This is a genomic window from Amycolatopsis circi (assembly GCF_003385235.1).
GTDB classification, from domain to species: domain Bacteria; phylum Actinomycetota; class Actinomycetes; order Mycobacteriales; family Pseudonocardiaceae; genus Amycolatopsis; species Amycolatopsis circi.
On record NZ_PQIA01000029.1, the window covers coordinates 62,549 to 77,202 of the forward strand.

The following is a 14,654-nucleotide window of genomic DNA, read 5'->3' on the forward strand; positions in this document are numbered from 1 at the left end:
TGGGGGTGACCGGCGTGAGGGGCCTTCGGCCTGTCACGCCGGTCACCCCCAAACGTCGGCGCGATCCCGCGTGGTGGGCCAGTTCGGGGAGTGGTGGCTCGTGGGGTTAGGTGTGGCGGGAGTGGCATTAGCGGGCTAGGAAGGCCAGGACTGTGGCTTCCCAGGCTGCTTTTTGTTCGATCATGACCCAGTGGCCGCAGTTCGGGAAAATGTGTACTTCTCCCTGGGGAAGGGTGCGCATTGGGAGCAGGGCCATGTCTACCGGGCTTACGCGGTCGTCTCGGCCCCAGGTGATCAGGGTCGGGAGGTCTAGGTGGCGCAGCTGTGCCCAGGCTGGGGTTTCTGCGTTGCGGGCGGCGGCGGCCATTCCGGCTAGGGCTGCTGCGCCGTACATTCGGCGGGAGTTTTCCAGGGTGGCGGGGTCTGTTGCTTGGGTCCAGCGTTCTTCGATCAGTTGCTCGGTGACCAGGGCTTGGTCGTAGACCATTGAGCGCAGCCAGGCGATGAGGGCGTCGCGGGTCGGGTTTTCTACGAACTCGCTGAGGCGGACGATGCCTTCTCCGGGCTGGGTGCTGAAAATGGGGGTTCCGATGCCGCCGATCGTGACCAAGCGCTCGACGCGTTCGGGGGCGGAGAGCGCGAAGTCCGTCGCTACGAAGCCGCCCATGGAATTGCCGATCATGCGCACGCGGTCCAGCGAGAGACCGTCGAGCAACGCGCGCACGGCGGTCCTGGCGGACTGCATCGGATGCACGGCACCGAAATCGTCGCTTACGCCGAAGCCCGGGAACTCCAGGACGATCGTGCGGTAGTGCGGGGCGAAGGTCGGCAGATTGGCACCGAAGTTGCGCCAGCCGGTCACGCCGGGGCCGGAACCGTGCAGCAGCACCAACGGCGGGCCGTCGCCGCTTTCGCGGTAGCGCAGGACGCCGTGTTCGGTGGGCAGTTCGAGCAGGTCGGGAGCAGATTCGGCGGTCATGGCCCGACTTTGCCAGCGAGACCGGTGCCGTTCGGGGGACCTTCCCGATCAGCGGACGCTCTCACGCGGGCACGCTGATCCGTCCGTATCGGCCCCGGAAAAACACCAGCGGCTCGAGATCCGACGAATGCAAATGCCGCACCCGCGACACGACAATCGTGTGATCGCCAGCCGCGTGCTCGGTGTCGACCTCGGCTTCGATCCACGCCAGGGAATCAGCGACCACCGGCGCACCCGACGGCGACGGCGTCCAGTCGATCCCGGCGAACTTGTCGACCCCGCGGGCCGCCAAGCTTCGGCAGACGGCTTCCTGCGAATCGGACAGGATGCTGATCGCGTAGCAGCCCGCGGCGCGCACTCGCGGCCACGACGTGCTGGTCGACGCCACGCAGAACGCGACCAACGGCGGGTCGAGGGACACCGACGTGAACGAGTTCGCCGCGAGGCCGACCGGGGCGCCGGTTTCCGGGTCGATTCCGGTGATCGCCACGACGCCGGTCGCGAAATGTCCCAGCACGGTCCGCATCCGCGCGGGGTCCGACGGTACGGTCATCGCGCTTCTCCCTTAGCTGCGGCGAGTCCGGCCCTGCGCCCGTAGAAGCTGCCGTCGCCCAGTGAAGCTCCGCTGACGTAGCCGCCGGTGCAGATGCCTGCCGTGCAGCGTCCGGCCGCGAACAAACCTGGGATCGGCGCTCCGGACACGTGCAACACGCGTGCGTCCAGATCGGTCCGCAGGCCGCCCAGCGGGAATCCGGCGGTGGCGCCCCGCAGGTCGAAGGCGGCGACGGCGCCGGTGATCGGGCGCAACCACTCCGGTTTCTTGCCGAACAGCGGGTCTCTGCCTTGCGCCGCATAGGTGTTGTAGACCTCGACAGTGGTCTGCAGCGTCAGTTCCGGCAGGCCCATGTCGGCCTCCAGTTCCGCGACGGTCTCGGCGGCCCACGTCGGTGGCACGCGGAAGTTCGGCGTGGCGGTTTCGGTCGCGAGCGCTTCCTCGTGTGCTTGCTCGTCGATCACCAGGTAGGCCTGGTTGTCCTGATGGAACAGCGTCGCCTGGCCGATCCGGCCCGGGTAGGTGTCCTCGGTGACGTAACGCTGGCCTTGTCCGTTCACCAGAATGCCGCGCGCCATCAGCTGCGGGTCGCCGAAGAAGGCGACTTCGGTGGCGTCCATGTGCGCGGTGGCCGCGCCCAACGCGGTGGCGGCCAGGATGCCGATCCCGTCGTGCTCCTCGATCGCGGCGCCCGGACGGCCGATCAGCCGCGGCGCGTGGTCGGCGACCATCTGCTCGGAGTAGGCGAACCCGCCGGTCGCCAGGACAACGCCAAGGTCGGCCCGGACGGCGATCTCGCGACCGTAGCGCCGCGCGAGCACGCCGACGACCCGTTCGCCGTCCACGATGAGACGGCTCAGCCGGACGTCGTAGGAAACGCGTACGCCGAGCGCTTCGGCGGTCTCCGCGAGCGGTTTCATCAGCATGTAGCCGCCGCCTTGCTCGCCCGTGCGCTTGTTGCGCATCTGCGGCACGTGTCCGCGTGGCGCGGGGCTGGCGACGGTGTTGAACGGAGCCGCGTTCTCGCCGCCGGAATAGGCCAGGCCTTCGTCGTGCGGCGGTTCCCAGCCGGGCTCGTCCCAGAGCGCTTCCCGGAACGGCACGCCGTTGCCCACGAGCCAGTTGTAGTGCTCCAGGCTGCCGCGGCAGTAGTCGGCGATCTTCGCCTTGTCCGCGCCCGGACCGACGGCCGCGAGCAGGAATTTCTCCATGTTCTCCACGGTGTCCTCGACCCCGAGTGCGCGCTGGAGCGGAGTGCCGCCGCCGAGGTACACGAAACCGCCGGCCAGCGCCGCCGCGCCGCCCCAGCCGCTCGTGCGTTCCAGGATCAGCACCTGCGCGCCGGACCTCGCGGCCTCGATGGCGGCGGACACGCCCGCGATGCCATACCCGGCGATCACCACGTCCGCGGTCTCGTGCCATTCGGTGATCGAGGCGGCCGGGACGGGACGCAGTTTGTCGGTCGTCATGGATCAGTCCTTCCTCGTTGCGGGGCCGCGGGCGTGCCGTGAGGGGAACCTTCACGGACTCTGAGTCCCTCAGGGTTCCCTTCACGGCGCGCTGTCCTAGGCCAGGAGGTCTCGCATCATCTGCCAGAGCTTCTCGCGCGCGGGTTCGGTCAGGGACAACGCCGGAATCGTCAGGAAACCGTGGAACAGGCCCTCGAAACGGTGTGCGGCAACGGAGACCCCGGCCTCGCGCAGGCGCTCGGCGTAGCCGTCTCCGGCAGTGCACAACGGATCCAGCTCAGCGGTCGCAACCACCGCGGGAGGAAGGTCCACCAGTGACTCCGCTCGCGTGGGCACGAGGTAGCGGCTGTCGGTTCCGTTCGGCGCATACTGCGCCCAGTACCACCGCATGGCGGTCTCGGTGTTGTAGTAGCCCTCGCCGTAACGCCGGTAGGACTCGGTGGAGAAATCGTCGTCGATCACCGGGTACAGCAGGACTTGCCCGGCGATGCGCGGACCACCGCGGTCGCGCGCCGCGAGGCAGGCCGTCGCGGCGAGGTTGCCGCCAGCGCTGTCGCCAGCCACCCCGATCCGGGCCGGGTCTCCCCCGTACTCGACGGCGTGGTCAGCAGCCCAGAGCAGCGCCCCGTACACGTCCTCCATCGCTGCGGGGCCGGGATGTTCCGGGGCCAGCCGGTAATCGACCGCGATCACCACGGCTCCGACTGCGGCGGCCATGGAACGGCAGAACTCGTCATGGCTGTCGAGGTCGCAGAACACGAAACCGCCGCCGTGCGCGAAGACGACCACCGGAAGCGGCCCTTCGTCGTGCGGCGCGTAGATCCGCAGCGTCAGGTCGCCGCCGGGGCCGGGGATGACGCGGTCTTCCGCGATCCGCATCGCGGGCTGGTGCGTCAGCGGCGCCCTCCGAGACCGGATGAGCGCCCGCAGCTCCGCGGGGTCGTGCTGGGTCACGTCCGGGAAGTCGGCCAACCCGGCCAGCATCGCCTTGACCTCCGCGCCCGCGGGATCGTCGAGGACGAAGCCCCGATATCCGGCGGCCGCGACCTCGTCGCAGATCGCACGGTATTTGCCGAGCCCGCCGATATACGGCATGAACACCCGCGGCTTGCCGGGGATGTTCGCGCCGAGGTACCAGGAGTTGGCGGCCGGGAACAACGTCGCCGCCGCGTTGGCGTTGCACTCGGCCACCCATTCGGCGACCGCGTCCTCGGTCGCCTCGATCGTCGACACGCGGTTCTCGTCGAGATAGTCCAAACAGGACGCGATCCAGTCCACGTGCTGTTCCGCGGTCAGCACCATGTTCGCCAGCACGCTCGGGCTGCCGGGCCCGGAAACGACGAACATGTTGGGGAATCCGGCGACGCTCAGCCCGAGGTAGGTGCGCGGACCCGCCGACCATTCGTCGCGCAGCGTGCGCCCGTCCCGGCCTCGGATGTCGATGCGGGACAGCGAACCCGTCATCGCGTCGAAACCGGTGGCGAAGATCAGCATGTCGAGTTCGTGGAGCCCGTCCGACGTGTGGACGCCGTCCGGCGTGATCTCGGTGATCGGCGTGCGGCGAAGATTGACCAGCTCGACGTTTTCGCGGTTGTACGCCTCGAAATAGCCGCTGTCCGTGACGATCCGTTTCGTGCCGATCGGATGGTCGTCCGGGATGAGCTGATCGGCGATCTCCGGGTCGTGCACGAGTTCGCGGATCTTGGCTTCGACGTACTCACGGGCGGTGTCGTTGGCGGCGAGATTCGTGGTCTGGTCAGGGAAAGCCTTGGCGAACAGGTATCCCCCGCGCTCCCACCACTGGTCGTAGATCCGGGTCCGCTCGGCGGCATCGACCTCGAGGGCACCGCGCGGGTGCGGGCTGTTGGGCGTGCCGCCGCCGCTGATCCGCGACAACCTCCGCCGTTCGGGATAACCGGCTTTGATCTCGGCGAGGTGCTCCGGCGTCAGCGGCCGGTTCCGCGCCGGAATCGAATAGTTGGGGCTGCGCTGGAAAACCGTCACCCGCGCCGCGGTTTCGGCGACGACCGGGATCGTCTGGATCCCGGACGACCCGGTCCCGATCACGCCGACGCGCTTGCCCTCGAATTCCACGGCGTGCTGCGGCCAGGCGCCCGTGTGGTACAGCTCGCCCGCGAAACTGTCCCGCCCCGGAATGTCCGGCAGATTCGTGGCGGACAGGACACCGGTGGCCAGCACGAGAAAACGCGCGCTGACGGTCCGGGCGGTGTCGGTGCGGATCGTCCACCGCCCGGACCGGTCGTCGTAGTCCGCCGCCGTCACCCGGGTCGAGAACTCGTACGCCGAACGCAGGTCGTGCCGGTCCGCGACGTGGCCGAGATACCGCAGGATCTCCTCCTGCGCCGCGAACCGCTCGCTCCACGTCCATTCCTGCTGCAGTTCTTCGTCGAACGAGTAGGAGTAGTCGATGCTCTCGACGTCGCAGCGCGCACCGGGATACCGGTTGTGATACCAGGTTCCGCCCACTCCGGCCGCGCTCTCGAAGCCCCGCACCCGCATGCCGCGCGCCCGGAGTTTGTGCACCGTGTAAAGACCGGCGATCCCGGACCCGACGACGACCGCGTCGAAAGAGTTTTCGTGGTTTTCCAAGGTGTTCCCGTTCCTCGGTGCGGCAGGCGGCTCAGGCTTCCGCGCGCGCGGCGGCTTCCTTCATTTCCTTCATCCAGAGCCATTCGTGGCCCCAGTAGCTGTCCGCGGTGATTTCCTCGGCGGTGTAATAGCTTTCGTCGACGGGCTGGCCGCCGTAGCCGTACTCGATGTCCCAGCCGCCGGGAACGCGCACGTAGAAGGAGATCATCTTGTCGTTGGTGTGCCGCCCGAGCGTGGAGGACACCGGGAAATCGCGGGCGAGGACCTGGTCGTAGGCACGGCCGACCGCGTCGAGCGAATCGACCTCCACCATGACGTGGATCAGGCCGGGGTCGCGGCCCTCCAGGCTCGGCATGATCGCCAGGCTGTGGTGGCGCCGGTTGACCCCGAGGAACCGGATGCGCAGCGGCCCGGCTTCGGGCGGGCCGGGCATCCGGAACGCGCCGCGGGACAGGAAGCCGAGCGTTTCGGTGTAGAACTCGAACGACTCGTCGAAGCTGGTGGTCGGCATGACCACGTGGCCGAGGCCCTGGGCGCCGGTGACGAACTTGTGGGCGTACTTCGTCACCACCGGGCTGTGTTCGAGCACGGGCCCGTGGAAGAACTCCAGCGGAGTCCCGCCCGGATCCTTGGCGGAGAAGCCTGCCTCGACCTTGCGCCGGTCCGCGAGTTCCTGCGACATCGGCGTGCACTCCACGCCAGCGTCTTCGAGGGTCGCGCGGAGCCGACGCAACGCCGGAGCGTCACGCACTTCCCAGCCGACTGCCGTCACGCGATCGGCGTCGCCGTGCTCGACGGTGATGCGGGACGGACGCTCGTCCATCCGGAAGTGCAACGCGTCCTTCTCGTCGCCGAAACCCGGCGCGAACCCGAGCACGTCGAAGCCGAGTTCGCGCCAGCGCTCCAGATCGGTGGCGATGACCCGGACGTAGCCGAGTCCCTTGATTTCGCTCATGAGGGCGTCCTTTCTCAGATCATCACGCGCAGGGGACCCTGCGGGACTTCGACGTTCAGCGACGCCAGCGCGGCGGCGTGGTAGGTGGTGCTGGTGACGTGGATCGCGTGGTGCAGGCCCGCGTGCGCGTCGCGCCAGAAGCGCTGCAACGGGTTGTCCATCCGCAACGCGTTTCCTCCGGCGCGGTCGAAGATCTCGTCGGCGGCGCGCACCGCTCGCCACGCCGCGCGGGCCTGGTCCCGGCGGATCTGGGCGCGGGCGGCGAAGCCGATCTCCTCGCCGCGGTCGACCTTGTCCCACACCCGGTCCACATTGGACAGCAACTGCTGGCGTGCCGAGTCGATCTCCGAGGCCGAATCGCTCAGCGCGTGCAGCACGTACGGGTCGTCCTTGACGAGCGTGCCGGTCGCGCCGACGCGGTTGCGCTGGTAGTCGATCCCGGCGGCCAGCACTCCCTCGCAAATGCCGATGGTGGCCGAGGTGATGCCCAGCGGGAAGATCGTCGACCACGGCATCTTGTACAGCGTCTCGGTGACGCCGTACTCCTTCGCCGCGGAACCGTCGATCACCTTGTCCGCGTCCATCACCCGGTACGCCGGGACGAACGCGTCCTTGACCACGATGTCCTTGCTGCCGGTGCCGCGAAGGCCGACGACGTCCCAGGAACCGTCGATGATCTCGTAGTCCGAGCGCGGCAGGATCACGTGCATGCTGTGCGGCGGCATCAGCGGCTTGCCGTCCTGGCCGCCGAGCATCGCGCCGAGGAAGATCCAGTCGCAGTGGTCGGTGCCCGACGAGAACTGCCAGCGGCCGTTCAGCACGAAGCCGCCGTCGGTCGGAACCGCCACCCCAGCGGGCATGTACGGCGACGCCTGCCAGGTGTCGGTGTCCGCGCCCAGGATCTCTTCCTGCACCTTCGGATCCGCGAAGGCCAGCTGCCACGGGTGGACTCCGACGATGCCGCCCACCCAACCCGCCGACCCGTAGATGCTCGCCGTCTTCATGACCGTCTCGGCGAACTCGCGCGGGTGGGCCTCGTAGCCGTTGTACTTCTTGCGCTGCAGCAGACGGATGATGCCTGCCTGCTTGAGCCTCTTGGCCATGTCGTCGGGCAACCGGCCGAGCGACTCGCCTTCGTCGGCGCCGGCCCGGAGTTCGTCGGCGATGGCCTCGATGTTGTCGAGTGCTGAATTCGGCATAGGGGCTCCTAGATCTTCGCAGTGGGTCGAGCTTGCCAACCAGGAAGCCGGATCGGACCAGGTCTCCTGATGAGTGGAACAGCGTTTTCAGTACTCGACGGCGATCTCGTCGCTGACCGGTTCCGCCTGGCACGCCAGGATGTAGCCCTCGGCGAGGTCGTCCTCGGTGAGAATCTCGTTGCGCGCCAAGTTGACCTTGCCCGCCGTCAGCGAGCAGACGCACGCACTGCAAGCACCTTCACGACACGAGTACGGCGCGTCGACGCCCGCAGCCAGAAGCGCGTCGAGGAGTTTCCGCCCGGCCGTCCAAGGCACGACGTGGTCGTCTCCGTCGAGAGAAACCCGTACGGTGCACGCAACCTCGCCGTTCCCAGGCTCCGGCGGCTCATCTGTGAACGGATCTTGCTGCAGGGAAAGGAATCGCTCCGAGTGCACCTGGCTGCCGGGGATTCCAACGAGGGCGCACACGTCTGCCGCGAGGTCCATCAACGGCTCCGGCCCGCAGAGGTAGACGTCGCGGTCGGCGAACGGACGCAGCAGCACCGTCAGCAGGTTCCGGCTGGGATAGCCCTGCAGCGATTCCAGCAGGTGGAGCACCGTGAAGCGATCGGGGAACTTGCTCTCGAGCGCGGCCAGTTCCCCGGCGAAGATCACCGACGACTCGTCCCGGTTCGCGTAGAGCAGCACGACGTTCCCGCTGCCGCCGAACAGGATCGACTTCGCGATGGAGATCACCGGCGTGATCCCGCTGCCGCCCGCGACCAGCACCACGGATTGGTCCAGCGACGCGGGCGTGAAGGTTCCGGCGGGCGGAAGGACGTCCAGTTCGTCCCCGGCCGCGACCGTGTCGCACAGCCAGTTGGATCCGTGCCCGCCCCGCACGCGCTTGACGGTGAACTTCATCGCCTGGTCGCTGTGCGGCGAACTCGACAGGGAGTAGCAGCGGGCGGAACCCGTGCCCGCGTCCGGGACCCGCACGGTCAGGAACTGCCCGGCCCGGTAGTCGAACGCGGCCTCCCCGACCGGCTCCACGACGAACGAGCGCGCGTCGGCGGTCTCCTCCACGACGTCGGTCACCCGGACCCTGGTCCCGCGCGAACCCGGCGCGGCCTCGCGGCCGGTACTCGTTTCGGTGGACATCCACCCTCCTGGTCGTCGTCTCACCCCCGCCGCCCCGGTCCGTGAGGGGAACCCTGAGGGACTCTGAGTCCGTGAAGGTGGCCCTCACGGACTTCGGCGGGGCGGGCCTGGGGAACGGTAGAGCGGTGTCCGGGCGCCGGACCGCGGTCGTTTCGCTGACTGGGAGGACGGTCGCGAAACCGCCGGCTTCCCACCAAGCGGTTGCTCGGGCTTTTTCCCGGTCCCGGCTGTGCTTGCATCCCCGGCATGCTGACCATCGACAAGATCACCGAGGCGGTAGCGGAGTACGCGCGCAGGCTCGAAGCGGGCGATCCGGCCAAGATCGCTGAGCTTTACGCCGAGGACGCCACCGTCGAAGACCCCGCGGGCAGCGCCGTCCGCAAGGGCCGCGAAGCCATCGCCGCGTTCTACAGCGAACTCGACGGCCTCGCCCTCACCGCCGAACTGCTGACCGTCCGCGCGTCCGGCGACACCGCGGCCTTCCACCTGCGCGTGATCACCACGACCGACGAGTTCGTCAGCTCGATCGAGCCGATCGACGTCATGACCTTCGACGAACGCGGCCGGATCACGAGCATGCGCGCGATCTGGAGCCCCGCCGACGTCGTGCATCAGCGGCGTTCCAGTCAGTGAACTGTGACCGGGTTCATGACCCCGGCGCTTAGTAAAACGGGAACGCACCGGACTGACAGCTCCCCACCTACCCTTTTCAGGAGAGCGCGATGACTTCTCTGCAACCGGACGAGATCCGCCTGATCGAAGCGGATTCGGCGCCGGCCCGCTTCGCCCGCGGCTGGCATTGCCTCGGTCTCGTCCGCGATTTCGGCGACGGGAAACCGCATACCGTCCACGCCTTCGGCACGAAACTCGTGGTGTTCCGCGGAGCAGGCGGAAAGATCAACATTCTCGATTCCTACTGCCGGCACCTCGGCGGCGACCTGTCCCAAGGCGAGGTCAAGGGCGACGAGATCGCCTGCCCGTTCCACGACTGGCGCTGGGGCGGCGACGGCCGGTGCAAGCAGATCCCGTACAGCAAACGCGTCCCCGTGCTCGCGCGAACCCGGGCGTGGACGACCTCGGAGCAGGACGGCCTGCTGTTCGTCTGGCACGACCCGGAAGGCAAGAAGCCGACCGAGGACGTCGCCATCCCGCGCATCGAAGGCGCGGAAAGCGACGAGTGGACCGACTGGCACTGGTACACGACCGTCGTCAACACCAACTGCCGCGAGATCATCGACAACGTCGTCGACATGGCGCATTTCTTTTACGTGCACGGATCGCTGCCGACCTACTTCAAGAACGTCTTCGAAGGCCACGTCGCGACGCAGTACATGAACGGCGACGCCCGCGACGACTACCCCGCGCCCGAAGGCCAGCCGAAAATGCTCGGCACCACGTCCGTCGCGTCGTATTACGGCCCGTCGTTCATGATCGACGACCTGACGTACCACTACGAATCCGGCGATAATCACACGGTTCTGCTCAACTGCCACTACCCGATCTCGGCGGATTCGTTCGTGCTGCAGTACGGGATCATCGTCAAGAAGTCGGCGTCGCTGCCGGAGGACGCGGCGATGGCGTCGGCGATCGCGCTCGGCGACTACATCAAGGTCGGCTTCGAGCAGGACGTCGAGATCTGGAAGAACAAGGCCCGGATCGACAATCCGCTGCTGTGCGAGGAGGACGGGCCGGTGTACCAGCTGCGCCGCTGGTACGAGCAGTTCTACGTCGACGTCGCCGACATCAGCCCGGAGATGGTCGACCGGTTCGAGTACGAACTGGACCTCACCCGGCCGACGAAGGCGTGGCACGACGAGGTGGCCGCCAACGTCGCCCGGCAGGCCAAGCCGACGGAGACCGCGCCGTGAGCGAACCGAGGACCGACAACCGGCTCGACGACGTGCCGATGCAGCCGCTGCGGTGCCAGCACTGCGCGGCGCGGCTGCTGGTGCGCAAGAGCACGGTGCACCAGACGAGCTTGCAATGGAACGCCGACGCCGTCGAAGCCTGCGCGGAACTCGGCGCGTCGCCGATGCCGGGACCCGCGCTGGCGGGATGTTCGCGGCTCAAGGAGTCCCTCGAGGCCGAAGTCGCGGCAGGGCGGCTTCGGATAGTGCAGCCGGTGTGACCGCGGGGGTGCGCCGTGTCCGGTTCTCCCGGATACGGCGCACCTCGCTGTCCGCGAGCCGGTTTACAGCCGCCCGTCGATGTGCCTACACTCCGAGGTGTCAGATTCTGACAGGTAGTCTCAATCTGACATTCGCAGTCTCTGGAGGTGGTGTTGCAATGGCGCACATCGAGGAAGCCCCCGCGGCGATGATCGACCGCGTCGCGTCGCTGCTGGAGTCCTTCGTGGGCGAACGGCCGCTGACCCTGGCCGAACTCGCCCGCCGCTCCCGCGTGCCGCGGTCGTCGGCGCACCGGATCCTGCAGCGGCTGGTCGAACTCGGCTGGGTGGAGCGCAAGGAGTTCACCTACACGCTGGGGGTGCGCATGTTCGAACTCGGCTCGCAGTTCACCCGGCGGCGCATCGTCCCCCGCGCCGCGCTGCCGGTGATGGCCGAACTGCACCGGCGCTGCGGGCTGACGGTGTACCTGAGCATGCTGGTCGACGCCGAGATCATGCACCTCGAACGGATCGGCTCGTGGCCGTCCGCCTCCGGGCAGTGGGGCGCGGGCGCGCGCCAGCCGGTCCCGCTGACCGCCCCCGGCCGGGCCTTGCTCGCCACCCTCTCCCCCGATCACTGGCCCGAACTGCAGTTCGGCTACGCACCCACCCAGTACTCCATCCAGACGCGCAGCCAGCTCATGCGCGACCTCGCCCGGGTCCGCGACCGCGGGGGTGTCGCAGTCGATGCGCAGGGCACTCATCACGGCGTCACCGTGGTGGCCGCGCCGATCACGACCATGGACGACGACGGGCACTTCGCGCTGTCGGTGTGCGGGCCGACCCGGGCGCTCGACCTGACCGCCACGATCACCGAGGTGCGCAACGCCGCCGCTACGGTGTGGCGGGTCGCCAACGGCGTTCCCACGCTGCGGCCCCGTGCGGTGCCGGATCTTCCGCGGCCCAGTGAGCCTTCCTCGGCGGTCGAATTGCAGCTGGCCAACGGCGGGCCTGCGTAGCCTTCACCGCCGGGGCCGCCGACGGTGAAGGCTCGCCGTCAGGCGGTCTGGCCGCCGTCGATCACGAAATCCTGTCCAGTGCAGTAACTGCTGGCGTCGCTCGCGAGGAATGCCACCAACGCGGCAACTTCCGCAGTCGTGCCGGGACGACGGATCGGCTGACCCGCCACCGCGCCGCCGCCCGCCCGTGTTGTCTCGGAGATCATCTGCGTGTCGATCGCACCCGGGCAAACGCAATTGACCCGGATCCCGAACTCGCCAAGCTCCTTCGCCGCGGATTTGCTCGCCCCGCGCAGACCCCATTTCGACGCGCTGTATCCCAGCCCACCGGCGAACCCGGTCAGTGCCGCGGTCGAAGCGACGTTGACGATCGAACCGCCGCGCTCGCGCATCAACGGCAGCACCGCCTGCATCCCGAGAACCGGCCCGACCAGGTTTACGGCCAAGGTCTGCCCGAGGTGGTCTTCCTCGAAGCTTTCCAGCGGCGCCTTGCGGTAGAACCCGGCGTTGTTGACGAGCACGTCGATCCGGCCGAACTTGGCGCCCGCCAGTTCCATCGCGGCAGCCCAGTTTTCCTTGCTGCGCACATCCAATCCGACGGCGAGCGTCTCGCCGTCGATCTCACCGGCAACCGCGGCGACGGCGGTTTCGTCGAGGTCGGCCAGCACGACCCGCGCGCCCAGCCGCGCTGTCGTCCGGGCGTGCTCGGCACCCTGCCCTTGCGCGGCACCAGTGACGAACACGATCTTGTCCCGCAGCCCTACCAGTTGACCAGTCACCATTCCACTCCTTCGTTCCCAAGAGGTTCACTTCCCTACCGCCGTCCAGCCCCCGTCGACCGGGAGGCACACCCCGGTCACGAACGGCGCGTCCAGCAGCAAAAACTCAATGGCACCAGCCTGTTCGCCCGGATCGGCGAGCCGCCCGAGCGGCGTGCGGGCGCAGGTGTCGCCGGTGTCGTAACCCTGGTCGATCATCTGCTGGACCATGGGAGTCAGCGTGTGCCCCGGCGCGACGGCGTTGACCCGGACGCCGCGGCCCGCCCATTCGATCGCGAGATTCTCGACGAGCTGCCGGACCGCGGCCTTCGCGACGCCGTAGTCCGCTTGGTTGGCCCAGCCCCGGTAGGCGGTGGTCGAGGCCAGCGCCACGATCGACGCGGGAGGATCGCCGAGCGCCCGCACCATCTCCCGCGCCACGACGAGCGTGCCCACGACGTGCACGTCCAGCACCCGGCGGCAGGCGTCCAGATCGAGGTCGAGCGCGGGCCGGAACTGGCCGCGAATGCCATGACTGGCAACCAATCGGCGGACCGGACCCGCCTCGCGAGCCGCCGCCGCGAACGCGTCGCGCACCTCGTCCTCGTCGGACACGTCGACGCGGAAGTCCTGGAGCAGGCCGGGAAAGCCGTCCAGGCGTGGCGGCGGCTGCCGGTCGAACACGGTCACCGCCAGCCCTCGATCGAGCAGCCTGCGGACCACGGCCAGTCCGATTCCGCTGCTTCCTCCGGTGACGACCGCGTGTTCCCGTTGTGCCATCACTCGAACCTAGCAATTGCTTGGTTGTTTAGAAAGCCTGTCGCGGAGCGGGATTGACCGGCCTGGCACGGAAACGTACTCTCTTAACCAAGCGCTTGCTTTACCTCTCGACGGAAGAAGACGCCCTTGAAGGATTTCCACGGCAAGCGGGGCGTCGCGATCGTGACCGGCGGGACCGGAGGCCTGGGCGCCGCGATCTGCCGGACCCTCGCCGAACGCGGCTGCGCGATCGCCTTCACCTACCGCAGCAACCAGGAAGCAGCAGACCGCCTGACCACCGAACTCGGGGCGACGGCCGATCCTGTCGACCTCACCGATCCGGCCCAGACCAAGACGTACGTCGACAGCGTGCTGGAGCGCTTCGGAGCGATCCACACCCTCGTCCACGCCGCCGGACCGCTCGTCCCGCAGCAGCATCTGTCCACAGTGGATCCTGAAGATTTCAGCAGGCACCTCAACGCAGAAGCCGCCGCGTTCTTCAACCTCGTACATCCGGCACTGCCCGCACTGCGCGCCAGCAAGGGCTCGATCGTCGCGGTCACCACCGCGGCGACGAAGCGCTACCCCGTTCGCGACGGCCTTTCCGCCGGGCCCAAGAGCGCGATCGAAGCGACCGCCCGGGCGCTCGCCGCGGAGGAAGGCCGGTTCGGGGTCCGCGTCAACTGCGTCGGCCCCGGCATGCTGACCGACGGCATGGCCGCGGCCCTGATGGCCAACGGCGATCTAGACGAACGTGCCCTCGACGCAGCCCGGCGCGCCATCCCGCTGCGCACCTTCGGCAACGCGCAGGACATCGCCGAAGCAGTCTGCTTCCTGACCTCGGACCGAGCCGGCTTCATCAGCGGACAAAAACTCGACGTAGACGGCGGATACGGCATCTGACGCCCCAGACCCTTCAGCTGGCGCCGCCGGTGCGGCTTTTGCTGTCCGTGAGGGGAACCCTGAGGGACTCTGAGTCCCAATGCCAGGAACTTAAGCGTGGTTGATCACGGTTCGGCGGTGGTGTGCGTGGCGGGTGGTTAGGCGACAGGGCTCCCGGCTAGGACTGGCGATTGCCTAGATCGTCCGGTCTGTTCGCGGGGAGC

14 protein-coding genes are annotated in these 14,654 nt (G+C 68.2%); 5 read left to right on the forward strand and 9 right to left on the reverse strand.

Going from position 1 to position 14,654, the window contains the following annotated elements:
* Positions 1-127: 127 nt before the first annotated feature.
* The 7 genes from D0D37_RS15610 to D0D37_RS15640 form a co-directional block, all read right to left on the reverse strand.
* Positions 128-979: an alpha/beta fold hydrolase gene (locus tag D0D37_RS15610; protein ID WP_116201260.1), complete on the reverse strand. Its 852-nt coding sequence runs from the start codon at positions 977-979 to the stop codon at positions 128-130.
* Positions 980-1,040: 61 nt separating this feature from the next.
* A complete protein-coding gene (locus D0D37_RS15615) occupies positions 1,041-1,532 on the reverse strand; it encodes a flavin reductase family protein (RefSeq protein ID WP_116201261.1) in 492 nt (163 codons plus the stop codon).
* Complete coding sequence (locus tag D0D37_RS15620; RefSeq protein ID WP_116201262.1) at positions 1,529-3,001, reverse strand: FAD-dependent oxidoreductase; 1,473 nt, start codon at positions 2,999-3,001, stop codon at positions 1,529-1,531. Before D0D37_RS15620 ends, D0D37_RS15615 begins: the two co-directional genes overlap by 4 nt.
* A 96-nt stretch (positions 3,002-3,097) precedes the next feature.
* On the reverse strand, positions 3,098-5,611 hold the full coding sequence (locus D0D37_RS48630; RefSeq protein ID WP_116201263.1) for an alpha/beta hydrolase fold domain-containing protein: 2,514 nt from the start codon (positions 5,609-5,611) through the stop codon (positions 3,098-3,100).
* 31 nt (positions 5,612-5,642) lie between these two features.
* Entirely contained in the window at positions 5,643-6,566 is a 924-nt protein-coding gene (locus D0D37_RS15630; protein ID WP_116201264.1) for a VOC family protein, read from the reverse strand.
* Positions 6,567-6,580: 14 nt separating this feature from the next.
* The gene (locus D0D37_RS15635) at positions 6,581-7,765 is read right to left on the reverse strand and encodes an acyl-CoA dehydrogenase family protein (RefSeq protein ID WP_116201265.1); all 1,185 of its coding nucleotides are present in this window, start codon (positions 7,763-7,765) and stop codon (positions 6,581-6,583) included.
* A gap of 87 nt (positions 7,766-7,852) precedes the next feature.
* Entirely contained in the window at positions 7,853-8,905 is a 1,053-nt protein-coding gene (locus D0D37_RS15640; protein ID WP_116201266.1) for a ferredoxin--NADP reductase, read from the reverse strand.
* A gap of 246 nt (positions 8,906-9,151) precedes the next feature.
* On the opposite strand from D0D37_RS15640, the gene D0D37_RS15645 reads away from it, so the two are divergent.
* The 4 genes from D0D37_RS15645 to D0D37_RS15660 all read left to right on the forward strand — a co-directional run bounded on the left by D0D37_RS15645 (position 9,152) and on the right by D0D37_RS15660 (position 12,031).
* Positions 9,152-9,538, forward strand: a complete 387-nt coding sequence (locus D0D37_RS15645) for a nuclear transport factor 2 family protein (protein ID WP_116201267.1) — start codon at positions 9,152-9,154, stop codon at positions 9,536-9,538.
* A gap of 89 nt (positions 9,539-9,627) precedes the next feature.
* Positions 9,628-10,773: a 3-ketosteroid-9-alpha-monooxygenase, oxygenase component gene (locus D0D37_RS15650; RefSeq protein ID WP_116201268.1), complete on the forward strand. Its 1,146-nt coding sequence runs from the start codon at positions 9,628-9,630 to the stop codon at positions 10,771-10,773.
* A complete protein-coding gene (locus tag D0D37_RS15655) occupies positions 10,770-11,033 on the forward strand; it encodes a ferredoxin (protein WP_208719967.1) in 264 nt (87 codons plus the stop codon). Before D0D37_RS15650 ends, D0D37_RS15655 begins: the two co-directional genes overlap by 4 nt.
* 158 nt (positions 11,034-11,191) lie before the next feature.
* Entirely contained in the window at positions 11,192-12,031 is an 840-nt protein-coding gene (locus tag D0D37_RS15660; protein ID WP_116201269.1) for an IclR family transcriptional regulator, read from the forward strand.
* A 38-nt stretch (positions 12,032-12,069) separates the two neighbouring features.
* Here D0D37_RS15660 and D0D37_RS15665 read toward each other — a convergent pair whose 3' ends face one another.
* Positions 12,070-12,810: an SDR family NAD(P)-dependent oxidoreductase gene (locus tag D0D37_RS15665; RefSeq protein ID WP_116201276.1), complete on the reverse strand. Its 741-nt coding sequence runs from the start codon at positions 12,808-12,810 to the stop codon at positions 12,070-12,072.
* 27 nt (positions 12,811-12,837) lie between these two features.
* Entirely contained in the window at positions 12,838-13,569 is a 732-nt protein-coding gene (locus D0D37_RS15670; RefSeq protein ID WP_116201270.1) for an SDR family NAD(P)-dependent oxidoreductase, read from the reverse strand.
* Positions 13,570-13,695: 126 nt separating this feature from the next.
* Here D0D37_RS15670 and D0D37_RS15675 point away from each other — a divergent pair, with 126 nt between their 5' ends.
* On the forward strand, positions 13,696-14,451 hold the full coding sequence (locus tag D0D37_RS15675) for an SDR family NAD(P)-dependent oxidoreductase (protein ID WP_116201271.1): 756 nt from the start codon (positions 13,696-13,698) through the stop codon (positions 14,449-14,451).
* Positions 14,452-14,654 lie beyond the last annotated feature (203 nt).

What these genes read in the sequence shown, in the direction of transcription:
- D0D37_RS15615 (WP_116201261.1), bottom strand. Translation starts at nt 1,532, where the DNA reads ATGACCGTACCGTCGGACCCCGCGCGGATGCGGACCGTGCTGGGACAT.
- D0D37_RS15650 (WP_116201268.1), top strand. Translation starts at nt 9,628, where the DNA reads ATGACTTCTCTGCAACCGGACGAGATCCGCCTGATCGAAGCGGATTCG.
- D0D37_RS15635 (WP_116201265.1), bottom strand. Translation starts at nt 7,765, where the DNA reads ATGCCGAATTCAGCACTCGACAACATCGAGGCCATCGCCGACGAACTC.
- D0D37_RS15610 (WP_116201260.1), bottom strand. Translation starts at nt 979, where the DNA reads ATGACCGCCGAATCTGCTCCCGACCTGCTCGAACTGCCCACCGAACAC.
- D0D37_RS15660 (WP_116201269.1), top strand. Translation starts at nt 11,192, where the DNA reads ATGGCGCACATCGAGGAAGCCCCCGCGGCGATGATCGACCGCGTCGCG.
- D0D37_RS15630 (WP_116201264.1), bottom strand. Translation starts at nt 6,566, where the DNA reads ATGAGCGAAATCAAGGGACTCGGCTACGTCCGGGTCATCGCCACCGAT.
- D0D37_RS15645 (WP_116201267.1), top strand. Translation starts at nt 9,152, where the DNA reads ATGCTGACCATCGACAAGATCACCGAGGCGGTAGCGGAGTACGCGCGC.
- D0D37_RS15670 (WP_116201270.1), bottom strand. Translation starts at nt 13,569, where the DNA reads ATGGCACAACGGGAACACGCGGTCGTCACCGGAGGAAGCAGCGGAATC.
- D0D37_RS15640 (WP_116201266.1), bottom strand. Translation starts at nt 8,905, where the DNA reads ATGTCCACCGAAACGAGTACCGGCCGCGAGGCCGCGCCGGGTTCGCGC.
- D0D37_RS15620 (WP_116201262.1), bottom strand. Translation starts at nt 3,001, where the DNA reads ATGACGACCGACAAACTGCGTCCCGTCCCGGCCGCCTCGATCACCGAA.